This window comes from Arthrobacter sp. Z1-15, assembly GCF_054792395.1.
Window position 1 is genome coordinate 1,560,769 of record NZ_CP096454.1, and the last position, 12,114, is coordinate 1,572,882.

At 66.0% G+C, this 12,114-nt stretch carries 16 protein-coding genes; 2 read left to right on the top strand and 14 right to left on the bottom strand.

The genetic code is table 11. The features are described 5' to 3' along the window. Window positions 1-5: 5 nt before the first annotated feature. The 10 genes from M1D40_RS07115 to M1D40_RS07160 all read right to left on the bottom strand — a co-directional run bounded on the left by M1D40_RS07115 (window position 6) and on the right by M1D40_RS07160 (window position 6,406). The gene (locus tag M1D40_RS07115; protein WP_341392715.1) at window positions 6-533 is read right to left on the bottom strand and encodes a hypothetical protein; all 528 of its coding nucleotides are present in this window, start codon (window positions 531-533) and stop codon (window positions 6-8) included. Further along, a complete protein-coding gene (locus tag M1D40_RS07120) occupies window positions 533-805 on the bottom strand; it encodes a hypothetical protein (protein ID WP_461170673.1) in 273 nt (90 codons plus the stop codon). The genes M1D40_RS07115 and M1D40_RS07120 overlap by 1 nt, the downstream gene beginning before the upstream one ends. Then, a complete protein-coding gene (locus tag M1D40_RS07125; protein WP_341392717.1) occupies window positions 802-1,263 on the bottom strand; it encodes an ATP synthase subunit C in 462 nt (153 codons plus the stop codon). The genes M1D40_RS07120 and M1D40_RS07125 overlap by 4 nt, the downstream gene beginning before the upstream one ends. Further along, window positions 1,260-2,606, bottom strand: coding sequence for a V-type ATPase 116kDa subunit family protein (locus M1D40_RS07130; protein WP_461170674.1), 1,347 nt, complete (start codon window positions 2,604-2,606; stop codon window positions 1,260-1,262). The genes M1D40_RS07125 and M1D40_RS07130 overlap by 4 nt, the downstream gene beginning before the upstream one ends. Then, window positions 2,593-3,783 carry a hypothetical protein gene (locus M1D40_RS07135; protein WP_461170675.1) on the bottom strand — a complete coding sequence of 397 codons (1,191 nt, stop codon included), beginning with the start codon at window positions 3,781-3,783 and terminating at the stop codon, window positions 2,593-2,595. Before M1D40_RS07135 ends, M1D40_RS07130 begins: the two co-directional genes overlap by 14 nt. Further along, window positions 3,780-4,217, bottom strand: a complete 438-nt coding sequence (locus tag M1D40_RS07140; protein WP_341392720.1) for a hypothetical protein — start codon at window positions 4,215-4,217, stop codon at window positions 3,780-3,782. Before M1D40_RS07140 ends, M1D40_RS07135 begins: the two co-directional genes overlap by 4 nt. 70 nt (window positions 4,218-4,287) lie before the next feature. Further along, window positions 4,288-4,608: a ferritin family protein gene (locus M1D40_RS07145; RefSeq protein WP_461170676.1), complete on the bottom strand. Its 321-nt coding sequence runs from the start codon at window positions 4,606-4,608 to the stop codon at window positions 4,288-4,290. A gap of 275 nt (window positions 4,609-4,883) precedes the next feature. Further along, complete coding sequence (locus M1D40_RS07150) at window positions 4,884-5,429, bottom strand: flavin reductase family protein (protein ID WP_341392722.1); 546 nt, start codon at window positions 5,427-5,429, stop codon at window positions 4,884-4,886. A 6-nt stretch (window positions 5,430-5,435) separates the two neighbouring features. Continuing rightward, entirely contained in the window at window positions 5,436-5,900 is a 465-nt protein-coding gene (gene msrB / locus M1D40_RS07155; RefSeq protein WP_341392723.1) for a peptide-methionine (R)-S-oxide reductase MsrB, read from the bottom strand. Window positions 5,901-5,914: 14 nt separating this feature from the next. After that, complete coding sequence (locus tag M1D40_RS07160; RefSeq protein ID WP_341392724.1) at window positions 5,915-6,406, bottom strand: hypothetical protein; 492 nt, start codon at window positions 6,404-6,406, stop codon at window positions 5,915-5,917. A gap of 130 nt (window positions 6,407-6,536) precedes the next feature. On the opposite strand from M1D40_RS07160, the gene M1D40_RS07165 reads away from it, so the two are divergent. Beyond that, window positions 6,537-7,826: an alpha/beta hydrolase family protein gene (locus tag M1D40_RS07165; RefSeq protein ID WP_461170677.1), complete on the top strand. Its 1,290-nt coding sequence runs from the start codon at window positions 6,537-6,539 to the stop codon at window positions 7,824-7,826. Between the two features lie 410 nt (window positions 7,827-8,236). Here M1D40_RS07165 and ybaK read toward each other — a convergent pair whose 3' ends face one another. The 4 genes from ybaK to M1D40_RS07185 all read right to left on the bottom strand — a co-directional run bounded on the left by ybaK (window position 8,237) and on the right by M1D40_RS07185 (window position 10,833). Further along, window positions 8,237-8,746 (bottom strand): Cys-tRNA(Pro) deacylase, encoded by a 510-nt coding sequence (ybaK, locus tag M1D40_RS07170; protein ID WP_461170678.1) that lies wholly within the window; start codon window positions 8,744-8,746, stop codon window positions 8,237-8,239. A gap of 25 nt (window positions 8,747-8,771) precedes the next feature. Further along, window positions 8,772-9,239 carry a SufE family protein gene (locus M1D40_RS07175; protein ID WP_341392727.1) on the bottom strand — a complete coding sequence of 156 codons (468 nt, stop codon included), beginning with the start codon at window positions 9,237-9,239 and terminating at the stop codon, window positions 8,772-8,774. Between the two features lie 46 nt (window positions 9,240-9,285). After that, window positions 9,286-10,185 (bottom strand): sulfurtransferase, encoded by a 900-nt coding sequence (locus M1D40_RS07180; RefSeq protein ID WP_341392728.1) that lies wholly within the window; start codon window positions 10,183-10,185, stop codon window positions 9,286-9,288. A gap of 129 nt (window positions 10,186-10,314) precedes the next feature. Beyond that, entirely contained in the window at window positions 10,315-10,833 is a 519-nt protein-coding gene (locus tag M1D40_RS07185; protein ID WP_461170679.1) for a hypothetical protein, read from the bottom strand. A 166-nt stretch (window positions 10,834-10,999) separates the two neighbouring features. Here M1D40_RS07185 and zapE point away from each other — a divergent pair, with 166 nt between their 5' ends. Next, entirely contained in the window at window positions 11,000-12,037 is a 1,038-nt protein-coding gene (gene zapE / locus M1D40_RS07190) for a cell division protein ZapE (protein ID WP_341392730.1), read from the top strand. The last annotated feature ends 77 nt before the right edge of the window (window positions 12,038-12,114 follow it).

Genomic DNA, 12,114 nt, shown 5'->3' on the forward strand with positions numbered 1-12,114 from the left:
TGACGTTAGGCGTCCTCCCATAACCGCTGCACCTCCCCGGCATGCTGTTCCAGCGCCTGTTCAGCCAGGGCAGGCAGGGACAGGTCCAGATGCCGCGATCCGGCCACTGCTGTTACGCCGCCCTTATAGCTTTCCGTCACGGAGGCCATCGGTCCCAGGAGCGCGTCGGCACGTTCGGTGAGCCGCCGGAGGATCTGCGGATAGCGCGGGTCGCTGCGCAGGTCCCGGGCGCGCATTTGAACCTGCCGGACCAGCTCGGACCGCAACGCCTCCTGCTGCGCCAGCACCGTGCGGCGTGCTTCCCGGCGGACCCGCGCCGACCGCCCGGCCGCTTCCGTACGTGCTGCCTCGGCACCCTGCCGGGCCGCCGTTGCCCGGATGTCCTCGGCCTCTGCCCGGGCCGCGGAAACGAGCGCTTCGGCCTGCCGGCGGGCGTCCTCCGCCCGGCGGCCGGCCTCGGTTTCCGCTTGCCGGCGCAGTGCATACCGCACCGGTTCGAGGGCGGCATCGGATCCGGCGGGTAGTCTGCTCATCAGGGCAGCACCACCGTCAGGGGCGATGCCGGGTCCGCGGTTTCAACGGTGAGCACGGCTGCGGCGGCAGGCGTCAGGACCACCGCGGCCACCGTGTCCGGCAGACCTGCCCAGGCCGCCCGCACCTGCGCCGGGCCTGTTGCCGGGTAAAGAACGGCACCGGCGAGCCGGAACCCGAGGAGCAGAGCCGGTTCGCCCAGCGCGGCCACTGATCCGGTCCTGCGGTCTGCTGCCCGGAAGCCGGGCGCTGGAACCGTGTCCGGGCTGCTCATGCTTGTCCGATGAGGATGATCGAGATGATCAGCCCGTAAATGGCGATGCCTTCGGCCAGCCCCACCACCACCATCGCTCGGCCGAAAATCTCCGGCCTTTCGCTCATGGCAGCCAACGCCGCGGACCCCGTGTAGGCCACGGCAATAGCGGCGCCGATGGAGGAACCCGCGACGGCGATGGCCGCTCCGATCAGTGCAGCACCACTGCTGTCGCTGCCTTCAGTGGCCGCTGCGACGGCGGTTGCCGCAGCTCCGCCGTCGCCCGCTCCCGCGCTTGCCGGTGCGGCGTTCAGGGCCGCGGCAAAGAGGGCCAGTGCACCGGCCATCAGGAGGGCGTTCAAACCGAGCAGCGCCTTGATGCCTGTGCGGCGGCTGCGGCGCATCAGCATCACGGCACCGCCGGCCAGCAGGACGGCGAGGAGGAGAACCAGCGGGAGGCCGGCGAGCCAGGGATTCATGGGAGATGCCTCTCAGCTGGGGCGGCGGTGGACAATTCCGGGGCAGCGGCCGGTGACAATCCCGTGTCGCCGCTGCCAGCGCCGGATTCGGGGTTCCAGGGCCGGAACCGTCTGCCTTCTTCCTGGAAAACGCGGGAAAACAGCTCGTAATACTCGAGCCGGAGCGCTTGAATTCCGGCAACCAGGCCTTCCAGCGCAAATGTCAGGGCATTGCCAACGAGGAAGACGACGACGGCGGCCACCACCCGCCAGCCCGGCTCCCACAACGCGGTGGTGGCCTGCCAGACCACCATCATGAGGGCGGCATGGGTGAGGCCAAAAGCCGCCAGCCGAGTGAAGGACACCAAGTTGGAGCCCAGCTGCACCACGCTGTCCACCAGTTCCACGCTCGCCTGCAGCCCGCCGGTGGCACCGCCGCCGGATTCGGCGAACAGTCCGATGAACATCAGCACGAGCGCCAGCAGCGCCACCACGCCGGCAACAACCAGGATCACCGGCTGCCCTGCCAGCAGCCCCCAGGCCAGCAGCCCCACGGCGGTGAACAGCAGGGCACCGGCCAGCCCGGATCTGGCATACAGGGCGTAGGCCCAGCCTCCCTCACGGACCCGGTTAATCGTGCCCAGGACGTAGGAGCCGGCCAGCAGGACGGCGCCCAGCACCAGTGCGGCAACCAGCAGCGGAATGGGTTCCTCCAGCGGTTCCAGCCACAGCACCGGCAGCACGCCGGTGGGACCGAAAAACTCGCCGTAAAGGACGCCGAAAAACACGGCGGCCAGTCCGGCGCCGGTGATGAACAGCCACGTCCGGCGGAACCGCTGCAGCCGGGGCAGGAACCGCAGCAGCAGACCGGCAACCACAAGCAGAGCTCCCTGTCCGGCGTCGCCGAACATCATTCCAAACATCACCACATACGCCACGCCGGCAATCCGGGCAGGATCCAGATCCGCGTACGGAACCGTGGTGTAGGTGTCCACAAGCAGCCGGGACAGCACCGGAACCTGCTTCCGCCGCGATTCATCTCCGGTAAGCAAAGTGGGCGGCTGCACGCCGCGGGGACGTCGGAGCGCGACGGCGGAGGCACCGAGCGGTTCCAGCTTTGCCTGCAGGCCGGGCAGCTGCTGGGAGGGCGACCAGCCCACCAGGGCCGCCACCGATCCGTGGACGACGGCGGCATCGGCAGCCCGTTCGATCTCTTCCGGTCCGGTGCCCGGCTCGTACGGCAGATCGAGTTCGACGGCGGAACTCCTCGCCACCTCGGCGAGCATGTCGTGCCGGGCGGTCAACGGTGCCACCAGGGCAATCCGCTCCATCCGCACCGGGCTTAGGCTCTCACGCCACGGCATCAAGCACCACGCTCGTTCCGGTCTGCACCGCGGCAGACGCCAGAGCCGCGCGGACGCGCCAGGCGTCGGCAGCCAGTACCGCCATGGCGCCCAGGACCACGTCAGGGCCGGGGAGCCCGGCACGCAGCAGGCTGAATCCGTCGCTTTCGATGCGCGCTGCCAGTGCCGCTTCGGCCCGCCACAGGCCGGCGGGGCGTTCCACTCCGTCCAGCGCCTGTGCGGCTGCCGGGGGAAGGGTGCTTCGCAGGGTTTCCAGGGCTGCAGTGTCCGAACTTGCTGCAGAGTCTGAACCTGCCGGGCCTGCAGGGCCTGCCGGTTCGGGGGTGTTTGCCGGCGCCGTTCCTGCGGGTCCCCTTGGTGCCGGGTTTCCAGGTGCCGGATATCCGGTCCCGGTCCAGGCGGTGCCCAGCAGGGGACGAAGCAGGGTGACCAGCCTCGGTGCCGGAGCAGCCCGGTCCACTACAACCGTCCGGGCAGCGATCAAAGCTGCTGCTCCTGCAGCCCAGGGCCTCACGGCTGCGGCCTCGGCGGTGAGGCGGCGGAGCCACACAGCGGTGAGAATGTCCGGAAGTGCTGTTTCCGTTCCCGGATCGCCCCAGGGCGAGGAGGCGAGTGCTGACCGCAGCTCTTCCTCCGTTGCCGTCGCCTGAAGCCGCGGCCAGGCCGTTGCCAACCCGCCGAGGTCGAACGCTCTGAAGGTTTCCGCCCCGGTACTGGTGCCTGTACTGGTGCCGGCGCCTGTGCCGGCGGAGGCGCCGGCTGTCAGCCCCGTTGCTGCCCCGGCGGCGTTCTCCCTGCCTGCGTGCTCCCGGCGGAGATGGAGATCCAGTGCAAGGATGTTGTCGACCTCGAAGGCGGCTGCAGCGGCCCGGACGAGGCGGGTTCCTCCGGCAGGCAGCCAGCCGGCCAGCACCCGCAGCTGCCAGAGGACCGTCCTGCGGGTGGCACGGTGTGCCTCCGACAGGGTCTGCACCGGCTGGAATTCCCGGCCGTGGGGTTCCCTGCCATGCAGCTCCCTGCCGTCAACCAGCTCCTTGCCGTAGACCGAGTCGGCGAGCTGCCCGAGAGCTGCCTGCAGCCCTGGCGCGCCTGCGATGTCGCGGCAGGTACCCGCACCGACCCGGCGCTGCGCCATGGAGCGGGCCCGCACTGATGCCGCCACCCAGTCCGATCTCATGGGTTCTTGTTCCCGAGAAGATCCTCCACCAGGTCCGCGACTATGGCTGCTGCAAGTTCCGGCACCCGGGATTCGCCCCGCTGTTTCAGTTCTGCTGCCTCGTCGGCCGCGTTTTGAAGCATCCGGGCGTCCGCTGCTTGAGTTGTGCTGGATACTTCTGCCGCGGCCCGTGCGCGCACGGCACCACTCTCCATCCGCGCCTGCTCAACCAGTGCTGCCGCCCGTGTCCGGGCGGAAGCCACCGTTTCTGCTGCCCGCTCCGAGGCATCCTCCATCAGCTCGTTGGACTCACGAATGGTGGGGTCCAGGGCCTCGAACACCGGTACAAGTTCGGCGTCCGGTCCCTGATCATCACCGGCCGGAACGCCGGCAGGACCTGCCGGGCCCGGCGATCCTACGGGCCGGAACCTGTCGAGCAGACTGTTGCGTGCCATCGAAGCACCTCCAGGGTAAGCAGTAGTGCCGGGTGCAGGGTCTCCGGCACCTAGCCGGGGTGCGGTGTTCCTAGCCGCCGGTGGCTTCGGCCTCGGACGCCTCACCGTGCTGCACAATGTCGCCGTCGGTAAACAGGATGCCGCGGGCTATCTCCCGCCACAGCGGCGTCCGGCGGAGCAGGAACTCCAGTTCCATGCTGAAGTGCTTGAACTCTTCGCCCAGCGAGTCGTGCATGATTGCGCGTGATTCGGCATCGGGTTCCACCGCCATGCGCTGGACATACCACCCGATCGCTTCAGCTTCTTCGCTTAAGCTGGCGCACATTCTGGCAAAGGTTCGCGTTTCTGCGGGAAGTTCGGATGGTGGCTCGTGATACTGCTCTGTGCCCATAGTGATCTCCTGGTGCGGCCGGCATTTCCGGGCCGATGCGGTCCGGATATCAAGCCGATACTTGGGCTGTGAAAGAACCCGGGATCTTGCAGCTCTTCCGCGTCGTCCCCCGTTATTCGAGGTTACGTTTGGCTCAGCGGGGACACAATGGGAGGTGCCGTACCCCCGCGGCCGGGCAGTAAAAAGGTCCGGATGCTCTCGCATCCGGACCTCAGTGGCCTGCTTTCCGGGAACTGCGTCCTGAGAACTGTTACCCGGTGCTGTCGACCCGGGCGCTACCTCAGCCCGGCGTATGCGGACGCGAAGTGCACCAGCGGATCCGCTTCGTCCTCCGCGGATGCCCGCCGTCCCATGGCCACCACTTCACCGACCACCAGCTGGTGAGTCGCCGCCGTCGTCACCGAAGTGGTGCGGACTTCGAACCAGGCGATGCACCCCTCGATCACTGCCGCCTCCGTGACGGGTCCCCGGCCGTAGTCCACCTGGCTGAGGAGTCCTTCCAGCGGCGAGCCGGGGCTGGCGAGCCAATTTGCCGTGCCGCGCTGGCGTGCGGAGAGCAGGCTCAACGCCCAGGTGCCGCTTTCCACCACTGCCTCCGCGATCCGTGATTCGGCATAGAGGCTGACCAAAAGTGTTGGCGGGTCGTAGGACACGGAGAGGAATCCGCTGACCGTGGCGGCGTAGTCCCGTCCCCGTAACCGGGTGGAGACCACCGCCACGCCGGACGCAATGTCGGCGCTGAGCAGGCGGTAGCTGTTAATAGCCTCTTCAGTGACCTCCGGGGCGGGGATGATTTCGCCGGGAAACACGCCGTGTTCCATGTACTCCTACTTGGTGCTGCCCGGCTGTGTGCCGCCGTCGTCAGAACTGCCATCGGCGGGAACCAGCTTCACGGAGATGGAGTTGATGCAGAACCGCTGGTCGGTGGGGGTATCAAAACCCTCGCCTTCGAACAGGTGCCCCATGTGCGAATCGCAGTTGGCGCAGCGGACCTCAATGCGGTCCATGCCCATGCTGCGGTCGTGGAGGTAACGCACCTTTCCTTCGGCCAGCGGGGCGAAGAAGGACGGCCAGCCGCAGTGCGAATCGAACTTCTCGCTGGAGGTGAACAGGTCGCTGCCGCAGGCCCGGCACTGGTACACGCCGGCGGTTTTGGTATCCCAGTATTCACCCGTGTAGGGGCGTTCGGTTCCGGCCTTGCGGAGAACCTGGTATTCCTGCGGGGTCAGCTCCTCGCGCCACTGCTCATCTGTCTTCTGTACCGGGACGGTTCCGGTGGTGTCTTCAGTCATACCGGCGTCAACGCTTAAGAGTCGCCAATAAATCCCGAGCCGGAGTACAGATGCAGCACGGGTACTCCCAGGCGGTCCTGCGCTTCATTGGCCCAGTCGGTGCGGAACGTATCCTCGACTGCGTGCGGGGTGGTAATCACCACAACCTGCTGCGCGTCCGACGCCTTCGCTGCGGCAACCACCGCCTGGACCGGGTCCTCGCCCGTCACTGAACCGGTGGCTTCGAGCCCTGAAGCCGTCAGCAGCTGCAGCGATTCGGCCAGTTCCACTTCGGCCGCCTTTGTTTCCTCGTCCTTGGTCGGCTTGCCGCCCGTCAGGTCACGGAACGCTGCAGCAAATTCCAGCAGGCTCAGGTTGTCCAGCACGTCCACCAGCAGGTTGCGTCCGGTGTCGGACGGGACCAGCACATTGAAGCGGGCCGGGTTGTCCTGGACCAGGTACCGCAGGTTGGAGATGTCTACGTCATTGAGCGACTCTTCGGTCAGCACCACGATAGTTGCAGTCATGCGGCCAGCTTAGTCCGAAGCCGGTCCTGGCTTCCGGCGCCGGTGCTGCCCCGGTGTGGCGGCTGTGACACTTGGCCTCGGGCGGCATGGCCCCGCCGTCCGGTTTGCTTCCGTCAGTAAGAATGGAGATATGGCTATCTCCATTCCTGCGCGTTCCTCCGTAGCTGTTCCCCTCGATCCCGCACCGGCAACCGGTCTTTCCGCTCCGTGGATCAAATGGACTGCGTTTGGGGCGGGTATGGGTGCGGCTGCAACTGCCGCCCTGTTTGCGGCAACGTCCGGGCTGGGTGTCTACTTTGCCCGCCAGGTGGTCACGCCCCGCCGGAACCGGGATGAGAACCTGGAAATCCTGGCCGTCATCGACTCCGAAAACGGGAAGCAGATCATTCTCCCCGCCAATGAGGACACCACGGTTGACGGAACCTACAGTCTGTATTTCGACGGCGGTGCCGGGCACGCCCGAATCGGGACCATCCGCTCCTACGAACCGCGCGAGGGAACCGTCCAACGCGACGTCGAAGAGATCTACAGCGGCGACCTCACCAAGGCCGTGCGCGGCTGGTGGAGCGGTGCGATCTATCCCTCGCCCTCCGCCGTCGGCCTCGCGGAGGAGGAAGTGAACATCCCCGTGGACGGCGGTCTGGCTCCGGCCTGGCTGGTGCGTGCCGATGCCGGTGCCGCCACGTGGGCCATCATGGTTCACGGCCGGGGAGCCCAGCGCACGGAGTGTCTGCGTGCCGTCCGCACTGCGCGCGAAGCGGGCCTGACCAGTTTGCTGATTTCCTACCGGAACGACGGCGAAGCCCCCTACGCATCGGATGGCCGGTACGGGCTGGGGCTGACCGAGTGGCACGACGTCGAAGCGGCCATCCGCTACGCCCTCGCGCACGGCGCCAAGGACGTTGTGCTGTTTGGCTGGTCCATGGGCGGTGCCGTCAGCCTGCAGGCCGCCGACCGTTCGCCGCTGCGCCGGCATATCCGGGCACTTGTGCTTGACGGTCCCGTCATCAACTGGGTCGACGTCCTGAGCCACCACGCCCGCCTGAACCGGATTCCCGTCCAGTCCGGCAGGCTGGGGCAGTGGCTTATCTCCAAGCCTGCCGGCCGTGCCCTGACCGGGCTTGCCGCACCTCTGGACCTGAAGAGCATGGACTGGGTCACCCGCGCCGAGGAAATCCGGATTCCCACTTTGATCCTGCACAGCGAGGACGACGAATTTGTTCCGTTTGGTCCTTCCGCCGAGTTGGCGGAGAAGAATCCGGGCGTGGTGACCTTCGAGAGGTTCTCCAAGGCCGGGCACACCAAGGAATACAACGTGGATCCCGAGCGGTGGGAGCGCGTGGTGCTGGGCTGGCTGAACAATATTTTGGGCCGCACCCGGCATCCCGCCGAGCGCCGCGCCGAGGCATCGAAGGGCTGACCCGAGGGCAGTTGTTGTCCCGGCGGACAGCTAGAGCGCTTAGGAGGATCAGGACGGCGGGTGCGTTGTTGAGCGCGTGGAGCAGCATCGGTGCCCAGCTGGTCCGGTGGAAGTGCCGCAGCAGGTGCATTGGCCGCAGCCCGGGGCTGCGAAGTCCCAGGTCGGCCGGAGTCAGCGAGGTGCGGCGCACGAGGAGGGACACAGGCCGCGGGGATCGCTCTGAGGAAAGTCCTCCGGTTTGTGACAATCCCTCCGCCGCGCAGCGGAGGAATCTGTACGAACCGGAGGGAACCGACAAACCGGGCCGGACCGACAAACCGGAGGGAACCGACAAACCGGGCTGGGCCGAGTGGGTTGAGCAGCAGGGCGCTTGAATGACGCCCGCTAAAACCCCCCGTCAAGGTCTCTCGCTACCCCGGGGAAGCCGCAATCGGAGCGGTCAGCGCCGACGTGAGCCGAATCAGGTCAAACGGAGAGATCCCGATCTGCAGGCCGCGGCGGCCGCCGGAGACGTAGACGGTGTCCAGCAGTTCCACGCGGTTGTCGATTCCGGCGGGGGAGGGGTGTTTCTGGCCCAGGGGCGAAATGCCGCCCACCACGTAGCCCGTGCGCCGCTCCGCCTCCCTCCGGTCTGCCATCACGGCTTTGCGGGCACCCATCAGTGCGGCGAACTTCTTCAAATCCAGGTTCAGCGCGACCGGGGCCATAGCGACGGCCAGCCGTCCGCCGAGGTCCACCATGAGTGTCTTGTAGACGGATTCCGGCGGCAGTTCGAGCTTTTCCGCCGCCTCCAGACCATATGAGGGCGCACCCGCGTCGTGCTCGTAGTGACGCACTGTGTACGGAACTTTGGCTTCGTCGAGCAGCCGGGTGGCCGGCGTCGCGCCCTTGCCCGCATGCTTGTCCCGGTTCCCTGCCATGGTGCGCCCTTTCCTCGCTGTGGAACTACGGCTGTGCGAGCTTTTCGTGTTCGGCCAGCCGGCGCTTGATACGTCCCAGCATGGCGGACATTCCCCGCATCCGCAGCGGTGTGATGGCTCGGGTGAGGCCCAGCCGGTCCGGAACATCTGCCGGTACGGCCAGGATCTGCGCCGCAGGCAGCCCGTTCAGGCCCTCATAGAGCACGCTCGCGAAGCCGCGCGTGGTCGGTGCTTCACGGGGCGCCTTGAAGAACAGGGAAACCAGGTGCTCGGGGGAGTCATCCACGTCCAGACTGAGGAACACGGGCGACTGGCATTCCACCACCTGCTCCATCAGTTCCGGGCGGTCGGCTATTTCAGCGGGCAGGTCCGGCAGGCTTAGGGAGAACTCCAGCAGTAGTTCAAGCCGCTCGGCTTCCTCCATGGCCTGGAAGTCGTCGACAATTTCGGCCAGCTGCTCCGGGATGGAGGTTTCGGGGGTGGTGGCACTCATGGGTAAATCTCTCTGCCGTTCTGGGATGTTTGGGCGGTTAGCGGGCTCAGCTGGGGGCGCTGCCGGGCTCTTCGCCGCGGGTAATCGGAACACGGACTGCGTTGCCCCACTCGGTCCAGGATCCGTCGTAGTTGCGCACGGATTCGAAGCCGAGAAGGTGCTTCAGTACAAACCAGGTGTGGCTGGAACGTTCGCCGATGCGGCAGTAGGCCACGACGTCGTCGCCTTCCTGGAGTCCGGCACCCTGCTTGTACAGCGTCTCCAGCTCCTCGCGGCTCCGGAAGGTGCCGTCTTCGGCAGCTGCCTTGCTCCACGGGACGGACTGCGCAGTGGGGATGTGGCCGCCCTTCATGGCGCCCTCATCCATGTAGTCGGGCATGTGCGTGCGTTCGCCCGTGTATTCAGCGGGGGAGCGGACATCGATCAGCGGGCCCTTGCCCAAGTGGCCGACGACGTCGGGCAGGAAGGCGCGGATTTTCTCGTCGTTGCGCTCCACTACCGGGTATTCGGTGGGTTCAACGGAGACCTTGTCGGTGGTCATGGGGCGGCCTTCGGCGATCCACTTGTCGCGGCCGCCGTCGAGCAGCCGTACGTCCTCGTGGCCGAACAGCGTGAAGACCCACAGGGCGTAGGCGGCCCACCAGTTGCTCTTGTCGCCGTAGAGGACCACGGTGGAGTCCCGGGAGATACCCTTCCGGGCCATCAGCTCCGCAAAGGCTGCACCGTCCACGAAGTCGCGGGTGTTTTCGTCGTTGAGGTCCGTGTGCCAGTCGATCTTGCGTGCGCCGGGGATGTGGCCTGTTTCGTACAGGAGGATGTCCTCGTTCGATTCGAGGACCACCAAGTTGTTCGCATCCAGGTTCTCGGCCAGCCACTGCGTGGACACGAGTCGTTCCGGGTGGGCATAGTCGGCAAACTTGGGGTTGCTGTCAGCAGCGATCGACATTCGCGAAACTTCTTTCCTCGGCATCTACATTCGGGCTTCCTCTAAGCCTAACGACGCCGGGCGCTGAAAACTTCCAAGGGGCTAGCGCGGACCGGGTCCGAGCTTGGTCCGGTTTGGCCCGGAACCGGCTTAACCCGGCGTCGCGTAGTCCGGCGGGTGCTGCTGAGCGCCGGACGCACTGCTGAAGGCCGGTGCGGGCAGACGCAGCGCGAGCACGACGACGGCGATCCCGACTCCTGCGAAAAGAACCTCCAGCGGCTGGTATTCAATAAAGGCGATCTCCCACATTTCGAGGCCCACCAGGGCGGTTCCTGCTGCCACGGAGATTAACCGGGCCGCTCTGCTGCGCCTGAGGTGCAGTAGACCTGACAGCGCATAACCGCCGCCGCAGCCTCCGGCCAGGAGCAGTCCGGGAAGTCGCCACGTGGAAAACGGGGTACGGCGAAGAACCGCCGGATCGGCATGCAAAAAGGCACCGTCAGGGCGCACTGCCAAGAGGATTCCGCCGCCCAGTGCTGCTGCGGCCGTACTGAATTCAAGACCCATCAGGAGCCGTTCCTGCGGTACATGCCGCCCGCGGTTCTGCGATACATGCCGCTCGCGGCCGTAGCTGCCGGGCCGGTAATTCTTCTTTTCCCGCTTCGTCATAATCCGAGTGTTCACCGCAGGTATTGCTGCTGTCCAGGGGTTGCATTTCCATATACGCGCAGACATTGGCGTATCGTTGCGAGGGCGGCAAAACGCCGCAACAGATCAGCAGCAGGACCGGCAAACCAAGGCCGGATGCAGGCAACAAACGGACGGATTGCGCACAGTGGCACAAGTGGAGCACCTTGCGGAGCGGACTCCCCAGGTTTCGACGGATGAACTGCTGAAGGGGTTCTTTCCTTCGCCCCGGTTCGGTTCAGTTTCCTTCGACAGCTACCGTCCGGATCCTTCGCAGCCTTCGCAGTCGCACGCCGTGAGCTCAATGCGGGACTTCGCTGCCGCCGTCGACGTTCCCGAGCCCACCGGCCTGCGCAAGCTCTTTGGTGCCAAAAAGCCCGACTCCAAGGCCGGTTTTTACCTGGATGGCGGCTTCGGTGTCGGCAAGACCCACCTGCTTGCCAGTCTCTGGCACGCCGTTGAGGGGCCGAAGGCCTTCGGGACGTTTGTTGAGTACACCAACCTCGTGGGCGCCCTGTCCTTCCGGAAAACCGTTGATGCCCTGAGTGCCTACAAGCTGGTGTGCATCGACGAGTTTGAGCTTGATGATCCGGGAGACACTGTCCTGATGTCCCGCCTGATGCGGGAACTGGCCGACGCCGGCGTCAAGCTTGCTGCCACGTCCAACACCCTGCCCGGTTCGCTGGGCGAAGGCCGCTTTGCCGCCGTCGACTTCCAGCGGGAAATCCAGGTTCTGGCCGACCAGTTCGACGTCGTGCGCATTGATGGTGAGGACTACCGGCACCGTGGTCTCCCGCAGTCTCCCGATCCTGTTGCCGAGGACGATCTTGCCAGCCGTGTGGCAGCGGAATTCAGCGGCAAAGTGGTTGCCGAGGATGATTTCTCCGCACTCATCAACCATCTCTCCACCGTTCATCCCAGCCGGTACCGTCAGCTCATTGATGGTGTCGACGCCGTTGCCTGGCACAACGTCGGCACAATCACCGAGCAGTCTGTTGCACTGCGCTTTGTGGTTCTTGCCGACCGTCTGTACGACAAGGACGTTCCGATTCTTGCCAGCGGCGTCCCATTCGATCAGCTGTTTACGGAAGAAATGATGAGCGGCGGCTATATGAAGAAGTACTTCCGTGCTGTTTCCCGTCTTACGGCTCTGGCCCGCGAGGGACAGACCGGCGAAGCAGCGTAGTTTCGGGCAGTTCTACCGTGGACGGCCAGCGGCACCGGCCTTCTGAACAACTGGCGCAACTGGCGGCAATTGGAACA